This is a genomic window from Mycobacterium celatum (assembly GCF_002101595.1).
In the GTDB taxonomy this organism is placed as follows: Bacteria; Actinomycetota; Actinomycetes; order Mycobacteriales; family Mycobacteriaceae; genus Mycobacterium; species Mycobacterium celatum.
In genome coordinates, this window is the sequence record NZ_LQOM01000048.1 from 1 (window position 1) to 26792 (window position 26792).

Here is a 26792-nt window from a genome sequence, read left to right on the forward strand (position 1 = left end):
GGTCGTCGGGGTTGCACATGCCGGGGGCGGCGAAGCGGGCGAACCAGGCGTCGAGGTTGGCGCGCAGTTCGGGGGTGGCGGTCAGTTTGGCGATGCTCATGCCGTCGCGGCGTTGTGGTGCCCAGCTAAAGCCGCGGGCGCGGGCGCGGTCCTGGTCGGAGAATTTGCCGTCGGGGTTGATGGTGATGGCGTAGCGGTCGGCGACTTTGGCCAGCTGGTCGGGGCGCAGTTCGGTGGCTTGGTCGGCCAGAAACGCTTCGGCCTTGGCGATGATGGCCGCTGGGGTGTCGGCGGGCAGGTCGCGGATGAAGGTTTGGATGACGCGTAGGTGGTGGGTGTCGAGTTGGCCGTCGCGCCACATGAGCGCGGTGGCGGGTAGTTCGGGTGGCAGGGTTTGGCCGGTCAGGGTGGTGCGCGGGTTCAGTTGTGCGGCGTCGTGCAGGCGGCGGCGGGCTTGGGCGGGGCTGATGCGTAGCCAGTCGGCGATGACTTTGTGGACGGGCCCGCCGATGTCGGAGCGGTCCTCGTGGGCCAGCCCGGCGATGATGTCGTGGCCGGCCACGGCTTGGCGGCGGGCGGCGGTTTCCAGCCGTTGCAGGGCGCGCAACCGCGTCGCGGGCTCGTAGGTGCCGAAGTTGAGTTCACGGATGCGCGCCACCGCCGCGTCCAGCGCATCGAGCGCTGCAGCCAGCTGCGGCGGATCGGCCACGCATGTCGAACACATATTCGAAACACTACCCACGCCCACCGACACGATCGGGCCAGGAAGGAAGGGCTGTGGATGAAGGTCGAACTGTGGACAACTCGACAAGCGCGGCGCGGCCGTTAACGTCGCCGTGTGAGCGAATGGGATAGAGATTCAGTGAAAGCTCTTCGCGGCGCGGTGTTCAGGCACGACCGGTCCGTTGTGGTCGAATTGGTGTGCGGTCGGCTGGGCGATGACATTTTGCAGTTAGCGGGGTATGGGCTACTCGACGCTGTCGCCCAGGGCGTGGAAGATGCGGATCAACTTGCCGCGGAATGTGCAGCGGCTCTTAGACATCGCGGATGGTAAGGCGACGAGGAGCTCGCCGCCCAGCTTCTGGCAGCTAGCCGCCAAGGTGCGACGCCGCTGCTTCGTCCGCTCTCGGTTGATCTTGATGAGCTGGCGTCATTGCTGGAAGGCGACTTGCTGGGAGGAGGCGGCCGGATTGACCTCCGTACGGGCACCTGCTGGCCGGACAGCCTTGACCACGACAAGGATGACACCGAGGAAGACGAGGACCGCTGGCTTTACGTGGACTGCATCGGCTCGGATGAGGGTTACGGGGACATGGAGCTGTTCATCGGAACGGTCGGCGATCCTGGCATCGCCGACCGCCTTGAGATTGCGATCAGCGGGAAGGGAGCTTTCTGGCGTTGCAAAGACGTGCTGTCGCGGTGGCCCGACGAGCTGCAGCGCTACTTCCTGCTGTCCGACGAGCGCAAGCGGGGGCGCACCCGGGCCTGGCTCGCTGGCAAAGGCTATCGGCGGTCAGCGCAGCTACCCAGTGACATGCCGCGAGCGTGCGTTAAACACGGCTGCCAAGCGGCGTGTCTGGCGGGGACACGCACGCTCGCGGCGAGGGGGACCCCCGTTAGGCTGCACCCATGCGGGTAGGAGTGCTGGGGGCGAAGGGCAAAGTCGGGGCGACGATGGTGCAGGCGGTGCAGGCCGCCGAGGATCTGGTCCTGTCCGCCGAAGTGGACGTCGACGACCCGCTGACCCTCCTGACCGACAGCCAGACCGACGTCGTCATCGACTTCACCCACCCCGATGTCGTGATGGACAACCTGAAGTTCTTGATCGACCACGGGATTCACGCGGTCGTCGGAACCACCGGCTTCACCGACGAACGGCTGCAACAGGTCCGGTCGTGGCTGGCCGCCAAACCGGGCACCGCGGCGATCATCGCGCCCAACTTCGCGATCGGGGCGGTGCTGTGCATGCACTTCGCCAAACAGGCCGCACCATTCTACGAGTCGGTCGAAGTCATCGAACTGCACCATCCGCACAAGGCGGACGCCCCGTCGGGCACCGCGGCGCGCACCGCGCAGCTCATCGCCGAGGCTCGAAAAGACTTGCCGCCCAACCCTGATGCCACCAGCACCAGCCTGCCCGGAGCCCGCGGGGCCGACGTCGACGGCGTGCCGGTGCACTCGGTGCGGCTGGCGGGCTTGGTGGCCCACCAGGAAGTGTTGTTCGGCACCGCCGGCGAGACGTTGACCATCCGCCACGACAGCATCGACCGCAGCTCTTTCGTGCCGGGTGTGCTGTTGGCGGTCCGCCGGGTTGCCGACCACCCGGGTCTGACCGTCGGAATTGAATCCCTGCTCGACCTGCAATGACCAGCGCCGTACGTCTCCAGCTGCTGATCGCGTTCATGTGCGTGGCGCTGCTGGTGTACCTGGTGCTGCTCGGCCGTACCGCTGTGCTGCTGATCGGCTCGGGCCGTGCCGCGGGCGTCATGCTGGGCGCCGCGCTGCTGATATTGCCCGTCATCGGGTTGTGGGCGATGGTGGCGACACTGCGCGCCGGCTTCGCCCACCAGAAGCTCGCCCGGCTGATCGCCGACGACGGGATGGAACTCGACGTCAGCGCGCTGCCGCGGCGACCCTCCGGCCGCATCGACAAAGACGCCGCCGACGCGCTGTTCGACGCGGTCCGCAACGAACCGCACGACGACCCGGACAACTGGCGCCGCTGGTACCGGCTGGCCCGCGCCTACGACTATGCCGGTGACCGCGGCCGCGCACGGGAAGCCATGAAGAAAGCCGTCGAGCTGCAGGCGCACGAATGACCAAGAAACTCTTGGTGATTCACCATACCCCGTCGCCCGCCACGCGCGAGCTGCTCGAAGCCGTGCTCGCAGGGGCCAACGACCCCGAAATCGACGGAGTCGAAGTCGTGGTGCGACCGGCGCTGGCCGGAACCGTCCCGGACATGCTCGACGCCGACGGCTACCTGTTCGGCACGACGGCAAACCTCGGCTACATGTCCGGGGCGCTCAAGCACTTTTTCGACACGGTGTATTACCCGAGCCTGGATCACGTGGCGGGCCGGCCATATGGGCTATGGGTGCACGGAAACAACGACACGGTCGGCGCGACGAACGCGGTGGACAAGGTGGCCACCGGGTTGTCCTTGGCCAAAGCCGCCGACGTGCTCGAGGTCGTCGGCGGAATCGATGCCCCGATTCGCGAGCGGGCTTACGAACTGGGTGGGACCCTGGCTGCGACGCTGATGGAGTGATGTGGCATGACAGTGATCGAGATTCCGCGCAGCCATAACCCGTTCCCGACGACGGGTGTGACCCGGGACCGCAACGGCGTCCCGCACTACGACGAACTGCCGGCCACCCTGCTGGACATGCTCGCCCACCACGTCGAAACCCGGCCGGCCAGCGAGGCCGTGGTCGAACTGGGCAAAGGCCGCCTGACCTACCGCGAGTTGTGGGACGCCGCGGCGCGGGTGGCCGGCGGCCTGCGCGCGGACGGACTGCACCGAGGCGACCGCGTGGCGCTGCGCTACCCGGCCGGCCTCGACTGGGTGCTGGCGTTCTGGGGCACCGTCATGGCCGGCGGGGTAGCGGTCCCGGTGAACACCCGCTCGGCCGAACCGGAGGTCGCGTTCATCCTCTCCGACGCCGGTGCCCGGATTGACCTGGCCGCGGACACACCGCTGCCCGACGGCGAACCCTTTGTGGCACAGGGGCTCGACCTCACCGACGTGGCGGCGCTGTTCTACACCTCGGGCACCACCGGACGGCCCAAAGGCGTGCCCACCACCCACGAGGCGTTTCTGACCAACGCCGAAAACATGGTGCGCTGTGTGGGTCTCGGACGCGACATCGGTGACGAGTTCCGCACCCTCATATCGGTGCCGCTGTTCCATGTGACCGGCTGCAACTCGCAACTGCTTGCCGCCGCGTACGTCGGTGGGGCTTCGGTGATCATGCCCGCACTGGATCTCGCCCGACTGATACAGATATTGCCCGCCGAGCGGATCTCCTCCATGGTGACGGTCCCCGCCGTCTACGCTTTGCTGTTGCGGCACAACGACTTCAAAGACGCCGATGTCTCCAGCGTCCGATGGGTCGGCTACGGGGGCGCGCCCATCGCGCCGTCGTTGGTCAAGGCTGTGAAGAGCGCATTCCCGCAGGCCGAGGTGTTCAACGGGTACGGGATGACCGAAACCGCCTCGCTGATGACGACATTGCCCGACGCCGACGCCGTCGAGCACGCCGACTCGGTCGGATACGCAGTGCCCTCGGTGGACTTAGGCGTTGTCCCGTACGGCGACGACCCGGCGGTGGGGGAGTTGGTGACCCGCGGCGCCAACGTGGCGACGGGCTACTGGAACCGGCCGGAAGCCACTGCCGCCACCATCGTCGACGGCTGGCTGCACACCGGCGACGTGGTTCGGGTCGACGACGCCGGCCGGGTGCACATCGTCGACCGGCTCAAGGACATCATCAACCGCGGCGGCGAGAACGTCTCCAGCGTCGAGGTCGAGGCGGTGCTGCTGTCGGCGCCCGGTGTCGCGGACGCCTGCGTGCTGGCAGTGCCCGACGAAGTCATGGGCGAGAAGGTGGGCGCCGTGCTGTTCGGCGAGCAGATCGACGTGCAGGCGGTGCTGGACCATTGCCGAGGTCAACTCGCCGACTTCAAGATTCCCCAATACGTCACCGTGGTCAACGAAGCGCTGCCGCGTAACGCCGGGGGCAAACTGCTTAAAGGCCAACTGCGCGAACAGGTGCAGTGGGGTCCGGCGCTGCGATGACCCTGCTGGTCGCCAATCGCGGCGAAATCGCACTGCGGATCATCCGCACCGCAACCGAATTGGATATTGCCACCGTCGCGGTATACGCCGAGGACGACGCCGACAGCCCGCATGTGCATGCCGCCGACGAGGCCATCGGCTTGTCCGGTGCAGGCCCAGCCGCATACCTGGATCACGCGGCGATGCTGGCGGCCGCCAAGCAGTGCGGCGCCGAGCTGATTCACCCCGGCTACGGGTTCCTCAGCGAGAACGCGAAATTCGCGCGCGCCTGCGCCGCGGGCGGATACACATTCGTGGGACCGGAGCCCGACGCACTCGAGTTGTGCGGCAACAAGTCAGCCGCACGCCGGGCCGCAGCAGAGTCGGGAATTCCGGTACTGGCGGCCACCGACGGGCCGAGCAGCGTCGAGGACATCCGTGCATTTTTCGCCGAGCAACCGCACGGCGTCGTGATCAAAGCGCTGGCCGGGGGCGGCGGGCGCGGCATGCGTACAGTCCGCGATGCCAGCCAGATCGACGATGCGTACCGCCAGTGTGCCGCCGAGGCTCAACTCGGCTTCGGCGATGCTGCGGTGTTCGCCGAGGCCTTGTTCGACAACGCCCGGCACGTCGAGGTGCAGATCGTCGCGACGCCGGAACGTGCCCTTGCGCTGGGCGACCGGGACTGCAGCATCCAGCGCCGCTACCAGAAGCTTGTCGAAATCGCACCGGCGCAAGGAGTTTCGACGGCGCTACGTCGCGACCTGCACAGCGCCGCAGCGGTCTTGTGCGCCCGGGTTGGCTATCGCGGGCTGGCGACGGTCGAATTCCTGGTCGCGGGCGAGCAGTTCGTGTTCATGGAGGTGAACCCACGAATCCAGGTGGAGCACACAATCACCGAGGAGGTCACCGGGATCGACCTGGTGGCAGTGCAGCTGGGAATCGCTCGTGGTGCGTCGTTTCACCAGCTGCGGCTGCCCGCGGGCATCGTCGCCGACGGCACACGAGTCAGCGGTGCTCCTGCGGCGGTGCGCGGCATCGCGATCCAGACTCGGGTCAACATGGAGACCATCGATACCGACGGGTCGGTCGTGCCCGCGGCGGGCACGCTCACCGTGTTCTCGCCGCCGAGCGGCCCCGGAGTGCGCGTCGACACGTACGGACGGCCCGGGTCGACACCGAGCCCGCGCTACGACTCCCTGCTGGCAAAGGTGATCACCCACGTGCGCGGATCGTCGTTCCCCGCAGCGGTGCGCAAAGCGCAGACAGCGCTGGAGGAGTTCGGTATCGAGGGCATCCGCACCAACATCGGGTTCCTGCGGGAGGTGCTGTCGCACATCGGCGTTCAGTCAGGCGTGGTGACCACTGCATTCGTCGACGAGAACCTGCCTGCCCTGGCCGGGGCTGCGATGTCGCACCACTTCGAAGTTCGCGTCGCACCACTCGAGCTGTACCCAGATGAGGAGGTTCTGCGCGCGCAACTGGCCGGCACCGTCGTCGAGGTAGCGCCCGACGGTGCCGAATTGAGCGCGGGCCAGCAGGTCGTCGTGCTCGAGGCCATGAAGATGCAGCACGTGCTGGCCGCGCCTGATGCGCTGCGCACAGTGCGAAACCTGGTGACGCCGGGGCAGGTCGTCGGAACCGGCGACCCGCTGGTGGTTTTCACCCGCATCGGCGCCGGCGCAACCGCAGAGACCGCCGCCAAACTCGACCTCGACCGCAGCCGCGCCGACCTCGACGAGGTCCGTCGCCGGCACCTGCTCACCCTCGACGAGGGCCGACCGACTGCTGTTGCCAAGCGGCACAAGCAGAATCGCCGCACCGCCCGGGAGAACATCGCCGACCTGGTGGATGCCGGCAGTTTCGTCGAGTACGGCGCTTTGGCGGTCGCCGCGCAGCGCAGCCGGCGCTCCGAAGAGGACCTGATGGTCAACACGCCAGCAGACGGTCTGGTCGCCGGGCTGGCCCGGATCAACGGATTCGAGGCCGCGGTGCTGTCCTACGACTACACCGTGCTCGCCGGGACGCAGGGCATGCGCAACCACGCGAAAACCGACCGTGTCTTCGATCTGGCTGCGCGCAAACGCATTCCGGTGGTGCTGTTCGCCGAAGGCGGCGGCGGCCGGCCCGGCGACACTGACGTCGCAGGAGTTGCAGGCCTGGACGTACCGACCTTCCGCGCCCTGGGCGCGCTGAGCGGACGGGTGCCCCTGGTATCCATCGTCTCCGGACGCTGCTTCGCCGGCAATGCCGCGCTCGCCGGGACCTGCGATGTGATCATCGCGACGCCGGACGCGAACATCGGCATGGGCGGGCCGGCGATGATCGAGGGCGGCGGGCTGGGAGTTTACCGCCCGGAGGACATCGGGCCGATCGACGTGCAGCGGCGCAACGGGGTGGTCGGCCTGGCCGCGCGCGACGAGGCGCACGCCGTGTCGTTGGCCAAGCAGTACCTGTCCTACTTCCAGGGCGGCATCGACGACTGGGAGGCACCCGATCCGCGGCTGACCCGACATGTGGTGCCGGAGAACCGATTACGGGCCTATGACGTGCACCGCGCCATCGAATCGGTTGTCGACGTCGGCTCGGTGCTGGAGCTGCGTCCCGATTATGGCGTCGGCGTGGTCACCGCGCTGGTCCGCGTCGAAGGCATGCCGTACGGGCTGCTGGCCAACAGCAGCCATCATCTCGGCGGGGCTATCGACGCCGAGGCCGCCGACAAGATCGCCGACTTCCTGACCTTGTGCCAATCTTCTGGGCTGCCGATGATCTCGCTGTGCGACACTCCGGGATTCATGGTCGGACCGGATGTTGAAGTCGACGCCGCCGTGCGGCGGATGAGCCGGCTGTTCGTACACGGCGCACGCCTGACCGTGCCGTTCGGAATGATCATCCTGCGCAAGGGTTACGGGCTGGGAGCGATGGCGATGGCCGGCGGCTCCTTTCACGCCCCGGAGTTCACCGTGGCCTGGCCGACCGGGGAGATCGGCGGGATGGGCCTGGAAGGTGCTGTGCGGCTGGGGTTTTCCAAGGAGCTGGCCGCCGTGGCGGATCCCATCGAACGGCAGAAGCTGTTCGACAAGCTGGTCGAGGCCGCGTACCAGCACGGCAAGGCGCTCACCTCGGCCACCACGTTCGAGCTCGACGACGTGATCGACCCGGCCGACTCCCGCGCCTGGATCACCAGGCTGCTGACGAAAGGATCTCTGTGTGAAAGTTGACCAGAAGGTTGCCATCGTCACCGGCGGTGGCGGCGGCATCGGCGGCGCGCTGGCCGTGAAGCTGGCACACGAGGGGGCAAGGGTTGTCGTCGCCGACCTCGATAACGAGGCAGCGCAGGCGGTGGCCGACGAGACCAACGCCGCGCGGTCCGGCGCGGCCATCAGTGCGGGCGCTGACGTGTCAGACACCGCCGAGATCCGGCGGCTGATCGAACTGGCGAAAACCGAATTCGGCCCGGTCGTCCTGTATTTCGCGAACGCCGGCATCACCGGCGCGGCCGGCTTGGACGTCAGCGACGCGGAGTGGGACCGGTCCCTCGACGTCAACGTGCGAGCGCACATCCGGGCCGCGCAACTCCTGGTGCCCGGATGGGTCGAACGTGGCGAGGGTTATTTCGTCAGCACCGCCTCGGCGGCCGGCCTGCTCACCCAACTCGGTTCGGCCACCTACTCGGTCACCAAGCATGCCGCCGTCGGCTTCGCCGAATGGCTGAACATCACCTACGGCGATCAAGGAGTGCGGGTGAGCTGTCTGTGCCCGATGGGCGTCAACACCAAGCTGCTGTACGCCGGCGAGCAGTCCGGCGACCCGCTCGGCGATCTCGCCACGAGGGCCGTCACCGCCGCGGGTGACGTGCTGGAACCGGCCGCCGTCGCCGACGCCGTGCTGGCGGCGATCGACGAGGAGCGGTTCCTGATCCTTCCGCATCCCGAAGTGCTGGACATGTACCGGCAGAAGGGGATTGACTACGACCGCTGGTTGCGCGGCATGCGGCGCTACCAGCGCAGCCTGCAGGGAGAGACACGATGACTCGCGCTGGCGACGATATAACACGCAGCGATGAGGTGGGGGCACCTCCCGCTTGCGGGGAGAGCGGCGCTAATGACTGAAGATTTCACCGGCCGCACGGCGATCGTCACCGGCGCCTCGCGCGGGATCGGGCTGGCGATCGCGCAGCGGCTGGGCGAGGCGGGCGCCAACGTCGTGCTCACTTCCCGCAAACAGGACAGCGCGGACGCCGCGGCCGCACAGGTCGGCGGTAACGCGTTGGGCGTCGGCGCCCATGCGGTCGACGAGGAGGCCGCGCAGCGCTGCGTCGAACTCACCCTCGAGCGGTTCGGCAGCATCGACATCCTGGTCAACAACGCCGGAACCAATCCCGCCTACGGGCCGCTGATCGAGCAGGATCACGCACGTTTCGCCAAGACCTTCGACGTCAACCTGTGGGCGCCGCTGCTGTGGACGTCGCTGGTGGTCACGGCGTGGATGGGCGAGCATGGTGGCGCGGTGGTCAACACCGCCTCGATCGGCGGTCTGCATTTCGGGCCCTACATGGGGATGTACAACGCGACCAAGGCCGCGCTGATCCACGTGACCAAGCAACTGGCGCTGGAACTTTCGCCGAGGGTCCGGGTCAACGCCATCTGCCCGGGCGTGGTGCGCACCCGGCTCGCCGAGGCGCTGTGGAAGGACCACGAGGACCCGCTGTCGGCGTCGATCGCGCTGGGCCGCATCGGCGAACCGGTCGACGTGGCGGGCGCCGTGGCGTTCCTGGTATCCGATGCGGCGAGCTGGATCACCGGCGAAGCCATGGTGATCGACGGCGGGCAGGTGCTCGGCGACGCGTCGGCGTTCCGTAGCTGACGGGAGGCACGATGAGTCTGCAACTGGCACATGAATTTTCGCTGTGGGCAGCGTTGAAGCCACCGGTCGACTTCGGGGCGGGCCCGCTGGGGCGGCGCACCTATTTCGAGGTGACCGGCGGTGGGGCCAGCGGTGAACGCTTCAATGCCACCGCGTTCGGCGGGGGCGGCGACTGGATTCTGCTGGGCCCGGACAACTATGCCCGCCTCGACGTGCGTCTCCAGCTCAAGACCGACGACGGCGCGCTGGTGTTCGTGCAGTACTTCGGGCTGCTCGAGATCAACGCCAAGGTCGCCGAGGTGATGGCCCGCGGCGGCAGCACGGCCTACGAAGACCAGTACTTCCGCACGGCACCGCGACTGGAAACCGGCGACGAGCGCTACGAGTGGGTCAACCACAGCCTGTTCGTCGCCCGCGGTCATTTGCTCGAAGGCCCGAAGGTCGAATACGACGTGTACCGCGTGTTGTGAAAGACGGGGCCGCCGCCGTCACCACTGCAGCCGGCGGGCCACCTCGCCGTAGCGCTCGATCCGCTCCTGATTACCCAGGGCGTTGTAGAGCACCAGCCGGGTGGCGATCCCGGCGTATTTCTCGGTGAGCGCATCGGCCAGGCTGTCCCAGGTCGACTCGGTGGCGAACGCGGCGAGGTGCTCGTCGGTGATCTGGGCCGCCATGCCGGCGAGATCCCCGGCCTTCTGCTTTTCCCGGATCCGCGCGGTGGTGCCCTCGAAGCCGGCCTCGTCCCAGATGAACGCGTAATTGGGCGTGCTTCCGTAGAAGGCCAGGCCTGCTCGCGCGGTTTCTCGTTCTTTGTCGCGCTCCTCATCGCTGTCGCCGACGATCGTCAGCTCCGGCACGATCACGGCGATGTCCGACACGGCGCGCCCGGCCTTTGCCGCTCCCTCGCCGATGCTCGGCAACGCGTGGCGGGTCAGGTAGCCGGGGCCGGCGATCGGATGGATGTGCACACCGTCGGCCACTTCGCCGGCCATCCGCAGCATCCACGGATTCACCGCCGCGATATCCACTTTCGGGTCGGGGGCGTCGATGGGGCCCGGGCTCCATTGCGGAGTGATGAAGTCGAGATCGTAGAACTCGCCGTGGTGATCAAGCCGTCCGGTTCGAAACGCCGCGAAGCACGCCTTGACCGCCAGCACGTAGTCGCGCAGCCGCGGGCCGGGCCGCTCGAACGCCGCGCCGTAGCGCCGCTCGATGTGACGGCGTACCTGGGTGCCCAGCCCCAGCCGGAACTTCCCGCCGGTGGCTTGCTGAAGTTCCCACGCCGTGGTGGCCGTGACGAAGGGACTGCGCGGGAACGCCACCGCCACCCCGGTGGACAACTCGAGCCCGGGCGCGGCCTGCGAGGCCACCGCCGCGTTGAGGTAGGCCGTGCGACCCGTCTCGGTGAACAACAGACCGGAGAACCCGGCGGATTGGGTTCGCCGGGCAAGGTCACCGATCTGGCCCAGCGGCGCGGGGGTCGTCATCGCGTCGACGTGCATGGCGGCGGCTAGAGCTTGGCCCCGAAGAAGTCCCGCATCGCCGTCCAGTGCCGCTCGGCGGCGTCGGCGTCATAGGGCGGGTTGTCCGGCACGGCGAAACCGTGCTCGGCGGGATAGGTCTCGATCGTGTGCTCGACGCCGGCCGCGGTCAGCGCCTTGTCGAGCTGCTCGGCGTGCTCCGCGGTGAACGAGCCGTCGTTGCGCGCGCCGGCAACGTAGATGGCGGCCTGAATCTGATCGGCCAAGAGATGCGGGCTGTCGGCGCTGTCGGTGACCAGCCCGCCGCCGTGGAACGACGCCGCCGCCGCGACCCGCTCCGGCTGCCGACCCGCCACCACCAGCGAGGTCCGCCCACCCATGCAGTAGCCGCACACGCCGAACCGCTCACCCTTGACCTCCGGCCGGGCGGCCAGGTAGTCGAAGAACGCCTCGGCGTCGATCGCCATCTTGAGCGGGGTGACGGTGCCGATCATCGAGAACAGACGCTGACGCTCTTTCGGGTCGCTGAACGCGGTGGACATGTCGAACGGCTTCCAGTCGCCGGAGCGGTAGTACACGTCGGGCAGCAGCACGGCGTAACCGAAACCGGCCAGTTTGGCGGCCATCTCGTAGAAGGTGTCCCGCACCCCGCCGGCGTCGGGATACATGACCACGCCGGGCCAGGGACCCTCCCCGTCGGGGGTATACAGGCGGACCGTGCAGTCTCCGTCGGCAGTTGTGACGGTGTCGGTGATGTTCGGCATGGCTTACGTTTTACTCCCCGGCATCAGACGTAGGCTGGGGGCGTGCCGATCGCCACACCGTACGAGGATCTACTGCGGCTGGTGCTCGAGCGGGGAACGGCCAAATCCGACCGCACCGGCACCGGCACTCGCAGCCTGTTTGGCCACCAGATGCGCTACGACCTGTCGGCCGGCTTTCCGCTGATCACCACCAAGAAGGTGCACTACAAATCGGTGGTCTACGAGCTGTTGTGGTTCTTGCGCGGCGACTCCAACATCGGCTGGCTACACGAGCACGGCGTCACAATCTGGGACGAATGGGCTTCTGCCACAGGCGATCTCGGCCCAATCTACGGCGTGCAGTGGCGATCCTGGCCCACGCCGTCAGGCGAGCACGTCGACCAGATCAGTGCCGCGCTGGAGCTGCTGCGCACCGACCCGGACTCACGGCGCATCATCGTGTCCGCCTGGAACGTCGGCGACATCCCGCAGATGGCGCTGCCGCCATGCCATCTGCTCTTTCAGTTCTATGTGGCCGATCAGAAACTGAGCTGCCAGCTCTACCAGCGCAGCGCCGACCTGTTTCTCGGCGTGCCGTTCAACATCGCCAGCTACGCGCTGCTGACTCACATGATGGCCGCGCAATCCGGCCTGGGGGTGGGCGAGTTCATCTGGACCGGCGGGGACTGCCACATCTACGACAACCACGTCGAGCAGGTGACCGAGCAGTTGCGCCGCGAACCGCGCCCGTATCCGGAACTTGTTCTGGCGCAGAGGGCTTCGATTTTCGACTACACCTACGACGACATCGTCATCAAGAACTACGACCCACACCCGGCGATCAAAGCCCCTGTCGCCGTATGAGTCGGCGATGACGGTGAGTTTGATCTGGGCTCAGTCGACCTCGGGGATCATCGGCCGTGCTGGCGGCATTCCCTGGCGGCTCCCCGAAGATCAGGTCCGCTTCAAGGAACTCACGATGGGCCACACCGTGGTGATGGGCCGGCTGACGTGGGAGTCGCTGCCCGCCCGGTTCCGGCCGCTGCCGGGCCGCAGAAATGTCGTGCTGACCCGCCAGCCTGGGTACGCGGCCGACGGCGCGGAGGTTGCCGAAACCATCGAGCAAGCGCTCACCGAGCCGGAGACGTGGGTGATCGGCGGCCAGCAGATCTATGCGCTCGCAATGCCATGGGCCACCCGCTGCGAGGTCACCGAGGTCGAGATCGACCTTCTCCGCGACGACGGCGACGTGCTGGCTCCGGTTCTCGACGAGACCTGGACCGGCGCGACGGGGGAGTGGCTCACCAGCAGCACCGGGCTGCGCTACCGGCTACACAGTTATCGGCGTTGATAGCAGCCGCGGTTCGCGCGTGACATACTCGGCTTGGAGCGGTTTCACCGTTTCTGCCAGGCATTTCAGAAGGGAGAAAGTTCAGTGACAACTGGATCTCAACCCAAGTTCTCTCGCGTGGTGGTTGGCTACGATCCGGTGGCCGTCGATGCGTGCGTCGACGAGTTGATGGCCAGGCAGCAGCTGCTGCTCGACGACATCGAAACCCTAAGGGCCCGCCTGAAAGAATCTTGCGATGAAGTAGCGGCGTTGCGAAAAGAGGTCGCCTTCCTCAACGAGACCTCACCATCGCCACACGCGGTACCGCAGCGCATGGCAAAACTACTGCGGCATGCGATCGACGAGGTGTCTGAGATGCAGGCCGAGGCCAAGGCCGAGGTGCAGGCGCTGGTCGCGACAATCGAGTCTGAGGCTGAGACCGCGCACCGAAAGCACGAGGAGCTGTTGGCGGACATGTCCGCGCAGCGAAGCGCCCTCGAAGCCGAGTGCGCCGAAACCAGGAGCCAACTGGAAGCGGAACTGGCCGCCAAGCGCGCAGAGACGCAGTCGGAGATCGACGACGCGATGCAAAAAGCTCAGCAGGACCGGGACCAGCTGCTTGCCGAGGCCAGGCAGGAGGCTGAGCGTCTTCGCGAGGAAGCGCGCCGAGTGGTCGACGAGGCCAATCAGCAGCGGATCAAGGTCCTGGAGCAACTGATGGACGTCTACCGCGGGGTTGAAACGATTCCGGCCGCTCTGGAGTCGGCATACCAAGATCGTGACAAACCGCCGGAGGCCGGCGTCGTGGTGCCCTTCGAGCAGAAGAGAAGCACAGGCTAGGGTCGTCGGTGCCGTGTCGAGGCACCGGCTGACCGCGGCGCAGGCACGCAGGATAGCCGTTGCGGCACAGGGGTTTGGCGAGCAGCGTCCCGTCGGGAGAGTCGATCGCGCACACTTGCGGCGTTTGATATCCAGAATTCAAGTGCTGCAACTGGATTCGGCGTCGGTAGCGGTGCGCGCGCATAACTTGCCGATCGAAGCGGAGCGCAGCGCGAGGGTTAATGTAACTGCTCTGTTCTGCTCTCGGACAGGCGAATTCAATCGAATCTGCCGCGGCAACGAGCCGTAGGCGTTACCGTTCCGATACCTCATCTTGTTGCGGGAGGTAGCTGTGTTCGACGTCGAAAGCACGTTCGAGGTTCCGAGGGTGGAGCGCCCGAGCCGCCGGGAGTTCGAGGAGCGCTTCCTCTTCCCGCAGCGCCCGGTGATCGTCTGCGGCGCTATGGAGGGCTGGCCCGCGCGGGAGCAGTGGACCAACGACTACCTCAAGGAGAAAGTCGGCGCCCGCACCGTTCGCCCCTCCCAGGCCCACGCGGGCGTCCACCTCTACGACCCGAAGAAGCGGATCAACGACCAATCGCCGCCGATGAAGCTCGCCGAGTACATCGATCTGCTCGCGGGCGGCACCATCTCCGACGGCCAGCTCTACGTCACGCAACTCCCCATCAAGACCGCCCTCCCTGAGCTCTGGCCTGATGTCCGTTTTCCCGCCTTCGTCGACAAGGGCAAGTACGGCGCCGTGAGTCTCTGGTTCGGCCCCGGCAAAAACTTAACCCCTCTCCATTACGACGCCGCTAACAACCTCCTGACGCAGATCCGCGGCCGAAAGCAGCTGATCCTCTGCCCACCTCGGGAGATCACCCGCGTCTACCCCTTCCCCTTCACGTACGTTGGCAACCACATCTCCCGGGTCAACGTCGCCTCCCCGGACCTGACCCAGTTCCCCGCCTGGGCCCAGGCAGACCGTGCTCTCATCGAGCTCGACCCCGGCGAGATGCTCTTCATCCCCACGTACTGGTGGCACGCAGTTTGGGGCGTCGACCAGAACATGTCGATCAGCTACTGGGGGTGGCCCCGCCCCGCCAACTTGCTACAGCACCCCCGCCAGACGGCCCGCGGCCTCAGAAGCATGGTCCACGTGGGCCATCTCGTCGCCGCGAGCATGGTGCAGAGGGTCGCGCGGCGCGCTTGACTCCAAGCCTCGGCGGCCGCGGGCTGCCCGACGAACTGCGCGCGCTCAGCTAGGCCACACCTGTCGGGCAACCCGCTGAAAATTCCCGCCGAGCACCGCGGCCACGTCGGCGTCGGACCAGCCGCGGTCGCGGAGGTGCTCGCCGATCGTGGCGAAGGTTTCCGGCGGCATCCATTGGATGGGACCCCACCGCGTGTAGCTGTCGTCGAAGAACTGCGTGTTGGCGTCCAGTTCAATGACGAAGTCGGCGTAGTCGAACGAGAAGTCGGTACTGATCCCGACGTGGTCTATCCCGACCAGTTCGACGGCGTATTCGAGGTGGCGGGTCGTCGCCTCCAGGGTGGGGGTGTTGGGGCCGAGGAAGATCCCGACGCCGGTGATGCCCACGACGCCCCCGGTGGCCGCGCAGGCGCGGGCCTGGTCGTCGGTGATGTTGCGTGGGTGATCCCACACCGCCCGCATGCAGGAATGGCTGTAAATGACCGGGCCGCTGGAGATTTCGCACATATCAAGGCCGGTGCGGACGCTGCAGTGCGAGCCGTCGGGCACCATACCCGCGGGTGGGCAGCATCGTGCGCACACCGAGATCGACGAACACTGGCACGTTGTCCAGATCGCCCTCCAGCGGCCGCGAGTCTTCCAGGTCGAATGCCACCGCGATGCGGCCCGAGTGGGCGATTGTCGGGACATCCTCGGCTGCGCCGGCCAACACGAGGTCGGGGTGGGCGTCGATCGCATGCCGGAAATGGTTCAAGAGCGCCGACGCGTCGGCGAAGGAGTGCGGTGCATAGCCGGCGTTGACGGACACGAACGCCCCGCTCGGCCGCTGGTAACGGGTCAACTCCGAAATATCGGCGTCGAGCGGCAGCGGTAGGCAGGCGTGTTGATCCCATAGCAGTGGCGTCATGTTCAGCCATCCTTCGCGATCGGCGGGACTGCCGGTGAGAAATCGCTGTAGCAGGCGCCCGATAGGGTGAGCGCCGTGGCCGAGACAGCGCCGCTGCGCGTGCAATTGATCGCCAAGACCGAGTTCTTGGCGCCGCCCGACGTGCCGTGGAGCACCGACGCCGACGGCGGCCAGGCGCTGCTCGAGTTCGCCGGTCGCGCCTGCTACCAAAGCTGGTCCAAGCCCAACCCCAAGACCGCGACCAACGCCGACTACCTGCGGCACATCATCGACGTCGGGCACTTCTCGGTGCTCGAGCACGCCAGCGTGACGTTCTACATCACCGGTATCTCCCGGTCCTGTACCCACGAGCTGATCCGGCACCGGCACTTTTCGTACTCCCAGCTGTCGCAGCGCTACGTGCCGGAGAAGAATTCGCAGGTCGTGGTGCCGCCGGGGATGGAAAACGACCCCGAGCTGCAGCAGATCCTGACTGCCGCCGCCGACGCCAGCCGCGCCACCTACACCGAACTGCTGGCCAAACTGGAAGCCAAGTTCGCCGACCAGCCCAACGCTGTGCTGCGGCGCAAACAGGCCCGTCAGGCCGCCCGCGCCGTCCTGCCCAACGCCACCGAAACCCGCATCGTCGTCACCGGCAACTACCGCGCGTGGCGGCACTTCATCGCGATGCGGGCCAGCGAACACGCGGACGTGGAAATCCGGCGGCTGGCGATCGCGTGCCTGCGCCAGCTCGTCGATGTCGCACCCGCGGTCTTCGCCGATTTTCAGATCACCACGCTGGCCGACGGCAGCGAGGTCGCGACCAGTCCGCTCGCCACCGAAGCCTGAGGCGGCGCAGCCGGAGAAGGCTGGAGGTGGCCATTGGATCGGCGGGAGGCTTGAGGCGGCCAGGTAACCTTGGCACGTGACTACCGGCGGAATCGACGTCCACGCCCGCCTGGGCACCCTGCTGACCGCGATGGTGACGCCGTTCACGCCGGACGGTTCCCTGGACCTGCCTGCGGCCGCGCGGCTGGCGAACCACCTCGTCGACGCGGGCTGTGACGGGCTGGTGGTCTCCGGCACCACCGGTGAGTCGCCGACCACGACCGACGCGGAGAAACTCGCGCTGCTGGGGACGGTGCTGGAGGCGGTCGGGGACCGCGCCCGGGTCGTCGCCGGCGCCGGCACCTACGACACCGCGCACAGTGTGCACCTGGCCAAGGCATGCGCAGCCGAGGGCGCGCACGGACTGCTGGTCGTCACGCCGTACTATTCGAAGCCGCCGCAGAGCGGGTTGATCGCGCACTTCACGGCGGTCGCCGACGCCACCCCGTTGCCGGTGCTGCTCTACGACGTCCCGCCCCGCTCGGTGGTGCCGATTGCCCCCGAGACGATCCGCGCGCTGGCTTCGCACCCCAACATCGTCGGCGTCAAAGACGCCAAGGGCGCCCTGGACATCGGTGGGCAGCTGATCGCCGAAACCGGACTGGTCTACTACTCGGGCGACGACGCACTGAACCTGCCCTGGCTGGCGATGGGAGCGGTCGGTTTCATTAGCGTGTGGAGCCACGTGGCAGCGGGTCCACTGCGAGAGATGTTGTCGGCGTTCAATACCGGCGACATTGCGACGGCCCGCAAGATCAACGCCGCATTGGCGCCGCTCGGCGCGGCCCAAACCCGGCTCGGCGGGGTGACGATGTCGAAGGCCGGCCTGCGCTTGCAGGGCATCGAGGTCGGTGACCCGCGGCTGCCGCAAATGCCGGCGACCAGCGCGGAGGTGGACGCGTTGGCGGCCGACATGCGTGCGGCCTCGGTGCTGAGGTGAGTGCCAGGTGACCTTCAAGTGGACGTAGCCCTCTCCCCGCCGGGTTCCCTGACTCCTGGCGGGTTGCGGGTCACCGCGCTCGGCGGCGTCAGCGAAATCGGCCGCAATATGACGGTTTTCGAGCATCTGGGCCGGCTGCTGATCATCGACTGCGGGGTGATGTTCCCCACCCACGACGAGCCGTCCGTCGACCTGATCCTGCCGGATCTGCGTCACATCGAAGACCGGCTCGACGACGTCGAGGCGCTGGTGCTGACCCACGCCCACGAGGATCACATCGGCGCGATCCCGTTCCTGCTCAAGCTGCGGCCCGACATTCCGGTCGTCGGCTCGAAGTTCACCCTGGCGCTGGTCGCCGCGAAATGCCGTGAGCACCAACTCAAGCCGGTGTTCTTCGAGGTCTCCGAAGGCCAGCGCAGCACCCACGGGGTGTTCGAGTGCGAGTACTTCGCGGTCAACCACTCCATACCCGACGCGCTGGCGATCGCGGTGCGCACCGGCGCGGGAACCGTCTTGCACACCGGCGACATCAAGCTCGACCAGCTCCCGCTCGACGGGCGCCCCACCGACCTGCCCGGAATGTCGCGGCTCGGCGACGACGGCGTGGACCTGTTCCTGTGCGACTCGACCAACGCCGAGATTCCCGGTGTCGGACCCAGCGAAAGCGAGGTCGGCCCGACGCTGCACCGGCTGATCCGCGGCGCCGAAGGCCGGGTAATCGTGGCGTGTTTCGCCTCCAACGTCGATCGCGTGCAGCAGATCTGCGACGCCGCAGTGGCATTGGGCCGGCGGGTGTCGTTCGTCGGGCGATCGATGGTGCGCAACATGGGCATCGCCCGCGATCTCGGCTTTCTACGGGTGGACGATTCCGACCTGCTCGACATCGGCGCCGCGGAGATGATGCCGCCCGAGCGGGTGGTGCTGATCACCACCGGCACCCAGGGCGAGCCGATGTCGGCGTTGTCGCGGATGTCGCGCGGGGAGCATCGCAGCATCACGCTGAGCGCGGACGACCTGATCATCCTGTCGTCGTCGCTGATACCGGGCAACGAAGAAGCCGTCTACGGAGTGATCGACTCGCTGTCCAAGATCGGCGCCCGAGTTGTCACCAATCAGCAAGTGCGCGTGCATGTTTCGGGCCACGCCTATGCCGGCGAACTGCTTTTCCTCTACAACGGAGTGCGCCCGCGCAACGTCATGCCGGTGCATGGCACGTGGCGGATGCTGCGCGCCAACGCCAAGCTGGCCGCCCGCACCGGCGTGCCGGAGGAGTCGATCCTGTTGGCGGAAAACGGCGTCAGCGTCGACCTGGTTGCCGGCCGGGCCAGCATCGCCGGCGCAGTGCCGGTGGGCAAGATGTTCGTCGACGGTCTGATCACCGGTGACGTCGGCGATATCACGCTGGGCGAACGGCTCATCCTGTCATCGGGTTTCGTCGCAGTCACCGTCGTGGTACGGCGTGGCACCGGCCAGCCGGCGGCGCCGCCGCATCTCTATTCGCGCGGTTTCTCCGAAGACCCGAAGGCATTGGAGCCGGCTGTGCGCAAGGTGGAGGCGGAGCTGGAATCGCTACTGGCCGAGCGTGTCACCGATCCTGTTCGGATTGCCCAGGCGGTGCGCCGCACGGTCGGCAAGTGGGTGGGGGAGACGTATCGCCGCCAGCCGATGATCGTGCCGACGGTGCTGGAGATCTAGCCTGCGCGAGCAGACGCAGAATCGCGCCGAGGAGGCGGTTTTAGTGCGACTCTGCGTCTGCTCGCCGTGAGGCGTAGGCGGACCACTCGATCGGCGACGCGGTGAGGTCGCGGCCGGTCGGCTTGACGTACTGTTCGACGATCTGCTCCGGGCCGATCTGTTCGACCAGCCGCCAACCGAACCCGTCCAGGAACGCCGCGACCTCCTCAGGCTGTATTCCGAAGCGCCACAGCTGTTGTCGCTGGCGGACCTTGCGGTAAAGCGACCGCGCGCCATACAGGTTGACGCCGTCGATGAAATCGCGCCGGACATAGGTGAACACCAGCCTGCTGCCCGGCGCCACCGGCCTCAGCCCGTCCAGCGTGGAGCGGACCGCGTCGGCGGTGAGGTACTGGGTCACGCCTTCCCAGATGAAGAAGGTGCGGTACTCGGTTCGATAGCCCTGTTCGGCCAGCATGGTGAGCAGGTCGTCGTGTTCGAAGTCCACCGGCACCAACCGCACCGAGCGCGGCTGTTCGCCCAGCGCCCGCCGCACAGTCGCCGCCTTGCGGGCGATGTTGATCGGCTGGTCGACCTCGAAGACCGGGATGTGGCTGTGCTGAGCGAGATGGTAGGCGCGGGTGTCCAATCCGGCACCGAGAACGACGACCGCGTCGATGTCGTCGCGCGCTTCGGCGAGTTTGTCGGCGATGTAGTGCTTGCGGCAGGCGAGATTGGACCAGAGGCCCGGTCCGCCGCGGTCCATGCCGGCGACAAGCAGACGACGCACCAGCGCCGGCTGTGTCACGGCGACCAGCCATCGCATGCGGCCCGGCAGGAACTTCGCCGCCAGGTCGTCATCCACCAACCGCTGCCCGGGCGGCTCGTGCTGTTCGATGGCCGCGAGCACCATCGGGCCGAAAGCTGTTTGCGCCGCTGGGTTTCGGGCCATCGTCTACCGCTTGTTCAAAAAGCCCGCATCGACCGGCAAGGTGATGCCGGTGATGTAGCGCGCTTGATCGGATACCAGCCAAGCCACCGCGTTGGCGACGTCGTCGGGTGGCAGTACCTGCACCGGCAACGCGTTGCCCATGTCCGGCGGTGAGCCGGTTTCGGCAACCAGGTCCGCCAGCCACTGCCGGATGAACTCGTTGTTGATCATCGGCGTGTCGACACCTGCCGGATGGATCGAATTAACCCGAATACTATGCGGTGCAAGGTGATTAGCGTAGACCCGCATCAACCCGACCAGGCCGTGCTTGGCCGCCGCATACCCGATGGAGCCAGCGTCGGCGCTGCCGATACCGGATAGGCCGGCTGCCGAACTGATCAACACGATCGACCCGCCGTCACCCTGGGCGACCATCGGCGGGATCGCGACCTCGACGGTGTGATGCACGCCGGTCAGGTTGACGTCGATCACGTCGTGCCAGCCGTCGGCGCCGGCCTGCATTGGGGCGATGCCGGCGTTGGCCACCACGATGTCGAGCCGTCCGAACTCGTCGAGGCCGGCCTGCAGCGCATCGGCCAGCGAGTCGCGATCGCGCACATCGCCCTGGCGGGCCACAATGCGGGCACCGATGTCCTCGACGAGTTTGACGGTGGCGGCCAGATCGTCGGCCGTGGCCAGCGGGTAGGGCACGCTGGCGATCTGAGCGCACAGGTCGACGGCGATGATGTCGGCGCCGTCGGACGCCAACCGCAGCGCGTGGGCGCGGCCCTGCCCGCGGGCCGCCCCGGTGATCAGCGCGACTTTGCCTGCTAGCGGGCCGCCCATCAGGGGCGCAGCTGGCCCTTGGCCGGGTCGCCGGCGACCACCGGCTGGAGCATCTTGATGTCCGGGGCGCCGGCAAGATGCTCGCCGGCGTCTTTGAACATCGCCGCCATCGCGGGCGCAGTGCTGTGGGCCTTGAGCGCGTCGGCATCGGCCCACTGCTCGACGAACACGAACGTTTCACCGGATTCGTGCAGCGAGTAGAGCTGACAGCCCGGCTCGTCGTGCACGTCTTTGACCGCGCGCGTGAGGATCTCGCGGACGGTGTCGACCGACTCGGGCTTGACGGTCAGGGTGGCGACGACGACGACGGGCATGCGATGACTCCTCACTGAGTGCAAACCGGAACTGAGCGCAAACCGGACAGGCGTCAACCCTACCCACGTGTCCACCCAAACGGTCAGGGCAGTCACCACGATCGCGGCCGAAGTAGGCCGCGTTCTGACTCCAGGTCGCCACCAATGCGGCGAGCGGGATGACGGCGTCGACGGCGCAGAGAACCCTGCTGGCGGCCGGCACGCCCGCCTGCGGAGCTGGTGATTCGGTCATTTCGGGATGCCAGGACGCGGCGAACCCAGAAACTGACACAATTCTGTGACCCGTGTGGCACATGGTGAATCTGAGGCCAGTGCGACTAGGCTTGGGCTCATGTTGCGTCCTGCAAGTTGGACTGGACTAGCGGGTGAGAGTCCCGTCCCGGTAGGCACCGGAGCGCCGGGTAGCAGGCCCCGGTTCGTCGTCGAGAGGCGGCGGGCTAAGCGGGGTGTCGAAAGCCTCTTTGGAGGGAGCAAGTGCGCGGGCCGTAGTGCCGTTAGGTGCGAGTCCTGCAGCCTCGTCAAAGTCACAATGGAGGAGCCGAGCCGCTCATGTCACGGCGAAGGCCTATGTCTGTCGAGCCCTGGTCCGGGGTTAGCTCGGCGGGTCCTTCCGGGGTACGGGGAGCGGCACGTGCACATAGTTCAGTCGGGAACAGGAGAGACCCGTCTGCTCGGCCTGCGTCGGGCAAAGACCAGGGGTATAAGCCGATGGTGAAAACTCTTGGAGGGCAGCGGGAGTCCGAGGGGGTCGTAGTACCGCTGATCGGCGTGAGAGACACGTCGGGAGGGAAGGGCCCCTGCTTTGATCACGCGCGCGAAGCGGGTAAGCGTGAGGGCATGATCGGGTCTGCCCGGTCCAATTACCCCGGCAGGCCATCGCTTGCCGTAGCCGACGACGAGCCGTTGGTGATGTCGCCGGTGAAAGTGCGACAACTGCAACGTGCGCTATGGGCTGCGGCCAAGCAGTCTGAGGGTCGGCGTTTCCATGCCCTGTATGACCGTATCTACAGGGGTGACGTCCTGTGGGAGGCGTGGTTTGGCGTGTGCAAGAACAAGGGCGCGGCCGGGGTGGATCGGATCACCGTGGCCGCGGTGGAGGACTACGGCGTGGACCGCATGCTGCGTGAGTTGCGGCGTGACCTTCGCGAAGGTCGGTATCGCCCGGCGCCTGCGCGTCGGGTGGAGATCGACAAACCACAGGGCGGTAAGCGGCCGTTGGGGATTCCCACGGTGGGAGACCGGATAGTCCAGGCGGCGGCCAAGATCGTGCTGGAACCGATTTTCGAGGCGGACTTCCTGTCGTGCTCGTATGGGTTTCGGCCGAAACGGTCGGCAACGATGGCCAAGGAACGCTTGCGGACCGGGTTCATCGAGGGTTACCAGTTCGTGGTCGAGTTCGATATTGCCAATTTCTTCGGTGAGATCGACCACGACCGTTTACTCACCGAGGTGGGTAGGCGGGTCTCGGATCGGCGGGTGCTCAAACTGCTGCGCTTGTGGCTGCAAGCAGGGGTGATGGTCGAAGGTGTAGTCGAGCGGACGGTCGCGGGCACACCGCAGGGCGGGGTGATATCGCCGCTGTTGGCCAACATCTTCTTGCATGTGCTCGACACCGAACTGACCCACCGACAGGTGGGTGAGTTGGTGCGTTACGCCGATGACGGTGTGGTGTTGTGCCGCAGTGCGGCACAAGCCGAGCACGCCTTAGCGGCGATCGGGGAAATCCTGGCGTCGTTGGGGTTGCGGCTACATCCGGATAAAACGAAGGTGGTTGACCTGCGGGAGGGCCGGGAGGGCCGGGATTTTCTGGGCTGTCACTTCCGGGCTCGCATGTCGGGGCGGCTATGGGAACAGAAGCGGATCGTCCGCTACTACCTGCACCGTTGGCCGTCCCAGCGCGCCATGGCCCGATTACGGGCCAAGGTGCGTGACCGCACCGGCCGAAATCGGGTCGGGTTCGATATCCGTGACGTGATTGCGGATCTGAATCCGATTTTGCGTGGTTGGGGCAACTACTTTCGCACCGGCAATGCCGCCAACAAGTTCCGCCAGATCGACTGGTATGTGGTGCGTCGGTTGTTCCGTTTGATGGTTAAGAAGCGGGGCCGTAACCTGCGTGCCGGACAAGCCGATCAGTGGACTGAGGCGTGGTTCAACGGACACGGCCTGCACCGCTTGCGTGGCACCATCCACTACCCGAAGGCTGCGTAACCATGTCTAGAAGATCATCGGTCAGCCGTGTGCGGGAAAACCGCACGCACGGATGGAAAGGGGGATGGGGAACCAGGCCTGCATTGCAGGTACTGCGCCCCTGACTACCAATGGCTAGTAAGACCGCCGCGCGATCGCGTGCCCGAACGAGCAGGTCAAAGGCCGGTTCGCGGTCAGCAACCCGGCCTGCCCGCCCGGCGCCGCCGCGCCGCAAGCCGCCGAAGCGACGCCACCCGTCGCATGTCGCCGGCGTGGGCGCCACCGTCGGCCGGGGCGTGCGCGCGACGTGGCTGATGCTGGCCAAGGGCACCGGCACCGCCGCGCGGTCGGTCGGCCGGGCCCGCGACATCGACCCGGGACACCGCCGGGACGGGATCGCCCTGGCGCTGCTGGGGCTGGCGGTGGTGATCGCGGCCAGCTGCTGGTTCGACGCCGCCCGCCCCGTCGGGGCGTGGATCGACTCCGTGCTGCGGCTGTTCATCGGCTCGGGCGTCGTCGTGCTGCCGGTGGTCACCGCCGCGGTGGCGGTGCTGTTGATGCGCACCGAGCCGGATCCCGACGCGCGGCCGCGGCTGGTGCTCGGCGCGGCGATGGTGGCGCTGCCGGTACTGGGCCTGTGGCATTTGTGGGCCGGTTCGCCGGACACCCCGGACGGGCGCCGGCATGCCGCGGGTTTCATCGGTTTCGCGATCGGCGGCCCGCTCTCGGAGGGCCTGAGTGTGTGGATCGCCGCGCCGCTGCTGTTCATCGGTTCGCTGTTCGGGGTGCTGCTGTTGACCGGCACCACGATCCGCGAGGTGCCCGACACGGTGCGCGCCATGTTCGCAACCCGGATGTTCGACGACGGTTACCTCGACGAAACCGAGCCTGAATCCGAAGGCGTTGCGGCCGAAGACTTTTCCGACGGCTACTACGACGACGCGTCCAGCTATGGCGACGAGTCGCAACCCTGGCCGTCCGGCAACGACCCCGTCGCCCCCGACGAAACGCCGACCGTGCCCGAGCCCACCGTCTCGCGCAGCCGTCGTAAAGCCAAGCGGGACACCATGGTTGTCGACCGCGTGGTCGAGGGGCCCTACACGCTGCCGTCGCTTTCCCTGCTGGTCGCCGGAGACCCGCCAAAGCGGCGCAGCGCCGCCAACGAGGCGATGGTCGACGCGATCACGTCGGTGCTGCAGCAGTTCAAGGTCGACGCCGCGGTTACCGGCTGCACCCGCGGGCCCACCGTCACGCGCTACGAGGTCGAGTTGGGCCCGGGCGTCAAGGTGGAGAAAATCACTGCGCTGCAACGCAATATCGCCTACGCGGTGGCCACCGAAAGTGTTCGGATGCTGGCCCCGATCCCCGGCAAGTCCGCGGTCGGCATCGAGGTGCCCAACACCGACCGCGAGATGGTGCGGCTGGCCGACGTGCTCACCGCGCCCTCGACTCGGCGCGACCACCACCCGCTGGTGATCGGGCTGGGCAAAGACATTGAGGGCGACTTCATTTCGGCCAACCTGGCCAAGATGCCGCACCTGCTGGTCGCCGGCTCCACCGGCTCCGGTAAGTCCAGCTTCATCAACTCGATGCTGATTTCGCTGCTGGCCCGGGCCACGCCCGAGGAGGTCAGGATGATCCTGATCGACCCGAAGATGGTGGAACTGACGCCGTACGAAGGCATTCCGCATCTGATCACGCCGATCATCACCCAGCCGAAGAAGGCCGCCGCGGCGCTGGCCTGGCTGGTCGAGGAGATGGAGCAGCGCTACCAGGACATGCAGGCCTCGCGGGTGCGTCACATCGACGATTTCAACGCCAAGGTGCGCTCCGGTGAGATCACCGCGCCGCTGGGCAGCCAGCGCGAATACCGGCCCTACCCGTACGTGGTGGCCATTGTCGACGAGCTGGCCGACCTGATGATGACCGCGCCCCGCGACGTCGAGGACGCCGTCGTGCGGATCACCCAGAAGGCCCGCGCGGCGGGCATCCATCTGGTGCTGGCCACCCAGCGGCCGTCGGTCGACGTGGTCACCGGGCTGATCAAGACCAACGTGCCGTCGCGGCTGGCGTTCGCGACGTCCTCGCTCACCGATTCGAGGGTGATCCTCGACCAGGCCGGCGCGGAGAAGCTGATCGGGATGGGCGACGGACTGTTCCTGCCGATGGGCGCCGGCAAGCCGATCCGCCTGCAGGGGGCGTTCATCACCGATGAGGAGATCCACGCTGTCGTCTCCGCCTGCAAGGAGCAGGCCGAACCCGAATACACCGAGGGCGTCACCACCGCCAAGCCCACCGGCGAGCGCACCGACGTCGACCCCGACATCGGTGACGACATGGACGTGTTCCTGCAGGCCGTCGAGCTGGTGGTGTCCAGCCAGTTCGGCTCGACATCGATGCTGCAGCGCAAGCTGCGGGTCGGCTTCGCCAAGGCCGGCCGGCTGATGGACCTGATGGAGACCCGCGGCATCGTCGGGCCCAGCGAAGGCTCCAAAGCGCGTGAGGTGCTGGTCAAGCCCGACGAGCTGGCCGCCACGCTGGCGTCCATCCGGGGGCTGGGCGACGACGGCGAATCGGACGAGGACTAGGCAACATCTCACGCCAACACCCGGGACTGTGGCGCTCAACACACACGCACGGGGTGAATCCCGCCGAATAGCGTTTTAGTACAGTGCAACTGGAATATGGCACCTCCGACGCACCCACATTTCGTGACCGGTCTCTCGCACGTGCTCTGCATCGACGACACTCCGAACGTTGTCCTCAGCGGGCACCAGCGCTGCCGGTGACCGCTGACGATTCGACAGACCGCGAATGGTGGCCAGGGGCTCTGGCCGCGGGGAGTCGACTCTTTCGTGTGGCCGGATTGCGCAAGGAGACTGCCCCGGCCG

Annotated in this window: 24 protein-coding genes and 2 pseudogenes; 19 read left to right on the forward strand and 7 right to left on the reverse strand. The window is 67.1% G+C overall.

Translation table 11 applies throughout. The features are described from left to right. Positions 1-724 (reverse strand): DUF222 domain-containing protein (locus AWB95_RS20415; protein ID WP_139818530.1); only part of this gene is annotated, 724 nt, incomplete at its 3' end. Positions 725-1153: 429 nt separating this feature from the next. Here AWB95_RS20415 and AWB95_RS20420 point away from each other — a divergent pair. The 9 genes from AWB95_RS20420 to AWB95_RS20460 all read left to right on the forward strand — a co-directional run bounded on the left by AWB95_RS20420 (position 1154) and on the right by AWB95_RS20460 (position 10116). Further along, complete coding sequence (locus AWB95_RS20420) at positions 1154-1639, forward strand: UPF0158 family protein (protein ID WP_062541026.1); 486 nt, start codon at positions 1154-1156, stop codon at positions 1637-1639. Next, positions 1630-2367, forward strand: a complete 738-nt coding sequence (dapB, locus tag AWB95_RS20425; protein WP_062541025.1) for a 4-hydroxy-tetrahydrodipicolinate reductase — start codon at positions 1630-1632, stop codon at positions 2365-2367. Before AWB95_RS20420 ends, dapB begins: the two co-directional genes overlap by 10 nt. Beyond that, complete coding sequence (locus tag AWB95_RS20430; protein ID WP_062541024.1) at positions 2364-2819, forward strand: hypothetical protein; 456 nt, start codon at positions 2364-2366, stop codon at positions 2817-2819. Before dapB ends, AWB95_RS20430 begins: the two co-directional genes overlap by 4 nt. After that, the gene (locus AWB95_RS20435) at positions 2816-3271 is read left to right on the forward strand and encodes a flavodoxin family protein (RefSeq protein ID WP_062541023.1); all 456 of its coding nucleotides are present in this window, start codon (positions 2816-2818) and stop codon (positions 3269-3271) included. Before AWB95_RS20430 ends, AWB95_RS20435 begins: the two co-directional genes overlap by 4 nt. 12 nt (positions 3272-3283) lie before the next feature. Then, a complete protein-coding gene (locus AWB95_RS20440) occupies positions 3284-4801 on the forward strand; it encodes a class I adenylate-forming enzyme family protein (protein ID WP_085168612.1) in 1518 nt (505 codons plus the stop codon). Then, the gene (locus tag AWB95_RS20445) at positions 4798-8001 is read left to right on the forward strand and encodes an acetyl-CoA carboxylase family protein (RefSeq protein ID WP_062541650.1); all 3204 of its coding nucleotides are present in this window, start codon (positions 4798-4800) and stop codon (positions 7999-8001) included. Before AWB95_RS20440 ends, AWB95_RS20445 begins: the two co-directional genes overlap by 4 nt. Beyond that, positions 7991-8812, forward strand: coding sequence for an SDR family oxidoreductase (locus AWB95_RS20450; protein ID WP_062541648.1), 822 nt, complete (start codon positions 7991-7993; stop codon positions 8810-8812). Before AWB95_RS20445 ends, AWB95_RS20450 begins: the two co-directional genes overlap by 11 nt. A 72-nt stretch (positions 8813-8884) precedes the next feature. Then, positions 8885-9646 carry an SDR family oxidoreductase gene (locus AWB95_RS20455; protein WP_062540505.1) on the forward strand — a complete coding sequence of 254 codons (762 nt, stop codon included), beginning with the start codon at positions 8885-8887 and terminating at the stop codon, positions 9644-9646. A gap of 11 nt (positions 9647-9657) precedes the next feature. After that, entirely contained in the window at positions 9658-10116 is a 459-nt protein-coding gene (locus tag AWB95_RS20460; RefSeq protein WP_062540506.1) for a DUF3237 domain-containing protein, read from the forward strand. A gap of 18 nt (positions 10117-10134) precedes the next feature. Here AWB95_RS20460 and AWB95_RS20465 read toward each other — a convergent pair whose 3' ends face one another. Both AWB95_RS20465 and AWB95_RS20470 read right to left on the reverse strand, forming a co-directional pair. After that, positions 10135-11148, reverse strand: a complete 1014-nt coding sequence (locus AWB95_RS20465) for a TIGR03617 family F420-dependent LLM class oxidoreductase (protein WP_062540507.1) — start codon at positions 11146-11148, stop codon at positions 10135-10137. A gap of 8 nt (positions 11149-11156) precedes the next feature. After that, positions 11157-11891: a dienelactone hydrolase family protein gene (locus tag AWB95_RS20470; RefSeq protein ID WP_062540508.1), complete on the reverse strand. Its 735-nt coding sequence runs from the start codon at positions 11889-11891 to the stop codon at positions 11157-11159. Between the two features lie 42 nt (positions 11892-11933). Between AWB95_RS20470 and AWB95_RS20475 the strand changes: the two genes are divergently transcribed. The 5 genes and pseudogenes from AWB95_RS20475 (at position 11934) to AWB95_RS20495 (ending at position 15232) form a co-directional block, all read left to right on the forward strand. Continuing rightward, positions 11934-12734: a thymidylate synthase gene (locus AWB95_RS20475; protein WP_062540509.1), complete on the forward strand. Its 801-nt coding sequence runs from the start codon at positions 11934-11936 to the stop codon at positions 12732-12734. A 7-nt stretch (positions 12735-12741) separates the two neighbouring features. Next, positions 12742-13221 (forward strand): dihydrofolate reductase, encoded by a 480-nt coding sequence (locus AWB95_RS20480; RefSeq protein WP_062540510.1) that lies wholly within the window; start codon positions 12742-12744, stop codon positions 13219-13221. Positions 13222-13305: 84 nt separating this feature from the next. Further along, positions 13306-14040 carry a F0F1 ATP synthase subunit B gene (locus tag AWB95_RS20485; protein WP_062540511.1) on the forward strand — a complete coding sequence of 245 codons (735 nt, stop codon included), beginning with the start codon at positions 13306-13308 and terminating at the stop codon, positions 14038-14040. Between the two features lie 13 nt (positions 14041-14053). Then, positions 14054-14236, forward strand: a pseudogene (locus AWB95_RS20490) (winged helix-turn-helix domain-containing protein); the annotation flags it as partial. A 135-nt stretch (positions 14237-14371) separates the two neighbouring features. Continuing rightward, positions 14372-15232 carry a cupin-like domain-containing protein gene (locus tag AWB95_RS20495; RefSeq protein WP_062540512.1) on the forward strand — a complete coding sequence of 287 codons (861 nt, stop codon included), beginning with the start codon at positions 14372-14374 and terminating at the stop codon, positions 15230-15232. 45 nt (positions 15233-15277) lie between these two features. Here the strand turns inward: AWB95_RS20495 and AWB95_RS20500 are convergent. Continuing rightward, a pseudogene (locus AWB95_RS20500) lies at positions 15278-16139 on the reverse strand (dipeptidase). 75 nt (positions 16140-16214) lie between these two features. On the opposite strand from AWB95_RS20500, the gene thyX reads away from it, so the two are divergent. From thyX to AWB95_RS20515, 3 genes are all read left to right on the forward strand, one after another. Continuing rightward, the gene (thyX, locus tag AWB95_RS20505) at positions 16215-16967 is read left to right on the forward strand and encodes an FAD-dependent thymidylate synthase (RefSeq protein WP_062540519.1); all 753 of its coding nucleotides are present in this window, start codon (positions 16215-16217) and stop codon (positions 16965-16967) included. Between the two features lie 76 nt (positions 16968-17043). Next, positions 17044-17946, forward strand: coding sequence for a 4-hydroxy-tetrahydrodipicolinate synthase (gene dapA, locus AWB95_RS20510; protein ID WP_062540513.1), 903 nt, complete (start codon positions 17044-17046; stop codon positions 17944-17946). A gap of 18 nt (positions 17947-17964) precedes the next feature. Beyond that, positions 17965-19641 (forward strand): ribonuclease J, encoded by a 1677-nt coding sequence (locus tag AWB95_RS20515; RefSeq protein WP_062540514.1) that lies wholly within the window; start codon positions 17965-17967, stop codon positions 19639-19641. A gap of 40 nt (positions 19642-19681) precedes the next feature. Here AWB95_RS20515 and AWB95_RS20520 read toward each other — a convergent pair whose 3' ends face one another. The 3 genes from AWB95_RS20520 to AWB95_RS20530 are packed head-to-tail and all read right to left on the reverse strand — an operon-like array spanning position 19682 to position 21711. Continuing rightward, positions 19682-20572: an SAM-dependent methyltransferase gene (locus AWB95_RS20520; protein ID WP_062540515.1), complete on the reverse strand. Its 891-nt coding sequence runs from the start codon at positions 20570-20572 to the stop codon at positions 19682-19684. Between the two features lie 3 nt (positions 20573-20575). Continuing rightward, on the reverse strand, positions 20576-21397 hold the full coding sequence (locus tag AWB95_RS20525; RefSeq protein WP_062540516.1) for a mycofactocin-coupled SDR family oxidoreductase: 822 nt from the start codon (positions 21395-21397) through the stop codon (positions 20576-20578). Then, on the reverse strand, positions 21397-21711 hold the full coding sequence (locus tag AWB95_RS20530; RefSeq protein WP_062540517.1) for a putative quinol monooxygenase: 315 nt from the start codon (positions 21709-21711) through the stop codon (positions 21397-21399). The genes AWB95_RS20525 and AWB95_RS20530 overlap by 1 nt, the downstream gene beginning before the upstream one ends. A gap of 837 nt (positions 21712-22548) precedes the next feature. Here AWB95_RS20530 and ltrA point away from each other — a divergent pair. Next, the gene (gene ltrA / locus AWB95_RS20535; RefSeq protein ID WP_062540518.1) at positions 22549-23922 is read left to right on the forward strand and encodes a group II intron reverse transcriptase/maturase; all 1374 of its coding nucleotides are present in this window, start codon (positions 22549-22551) and stop codon (positions 23920-23922) included. 110 nt (positions 23923-24032) lie between these two features. Next, a complete protein-coding gene (locus tag AWB95_RS20540) occupies positions 24033-26489 on the forward strand; it encodes an FtsK/SpoIIIE family DNA translocase (RefSeq protein WP_085168580.1) in 2457 nt (818 codons plus the stop codon). Positions 26490-26792: the final 303 nt, after the last annotated feature.

Bases quoted from the DNA above. Each gene is read 5' to 3' on its own strand.
- dapB (WP_062541025.1), top strand. From the start codon at position 1,630: ATGCGGGTAGGAGTGCTGGGGGCGAAGGGCAAAGTCGGGGCGACGATG.
- AWB95_RS20430 (WP_062541024.1), top strand. From the start codon at position 2,364: ATGACCAGCGCCGTACGTCTCCAGCTGCTGATCGCGTTCATGTGCGTG.
- AWB95_RS20435 (WP_062541023.1), top strand. From the start codon at position 2,816: ATGACCAAGAAACTCTTGGTGATTCACCATACCCCGTCGCCCGCCACG.
- AWB95_RS20445 (WP_062541650.1), top strand. From the start codon at position 4,798: ATGACCCTGCTGGTCGCCAATCGCGGCGAAATCGCACTGCGGATCATC.
- AWB95_RS20455 (WP_062540505.1), top strand. From the start codon at position 8,885: ATGACTGAAGATTTCACCGGCCGCACGGCGATCGTCACCGGCGCCTCG.
- AWB95_RS20460 (WP_062540506.1), top strand. From the start codon at position 9,658: ATGAGTCTGCAACTGGCACATGAATTTTCGCTGTGGGCAGCGTTGAAG.
- AWB95_RS20465 (WP_062540507.1), bottom strand. From the start codon at position 11,148: ATGCACGTCGACGCGATGACGACCCCCGCGCCGCTGGGCCAGATCGGT.
- AWB95_RS20470 (WP_062540508.1), bottom strand. From the start codon at position 11,891: ATGCCGAACATCACCGACACCGTCACAACTGCCGACGGAGACTGCACG.
- AWB95_RS20480 (WP_062540510.1), top strand. From the start codon at position 12,742: ATGACGGTGAGTTTGATCTGGGCTCAGTCGACCTCGGGGATCATCGGC.
- AWB95_RS20520 (WP_062540515.1), bottom strand. From the start codon at position 20,572: ATGGCCCGAAACCCAGCGGCGCAAACAGCTTTCGGCCCGATGGTGCTC.
- AWB95_RS20525 (WP_062540516.1), bottom strand. From the start codon at position 21,397: ATGGGCGGCCCGCTAGCAGGCAAAGTCGCGCTGATCACCGGGGCGGCC.
- AWB95_RS20530 (WP_062540517.1), bottom strand. From the start codon at position 21,711: ATGCCCGTCGTCGTCGTCGCCACCCTGACCGTCAAGCCCGAGTCGGTC.
- ltrA (WP_062540518.1), top strand. From the start codon at position 22,549: ATGATCGGGTCTGCCCGGTCCAATTACCCCGGCAGGCCATCGCTTGCC.
- AWB95_RS20540 (WP_085168580.1), top strand. From the start codon at position 24,033: ATGGCTAGTAAGACCGCCGCGCGATCGCGTGCCCGAACGAGCAGGTCA.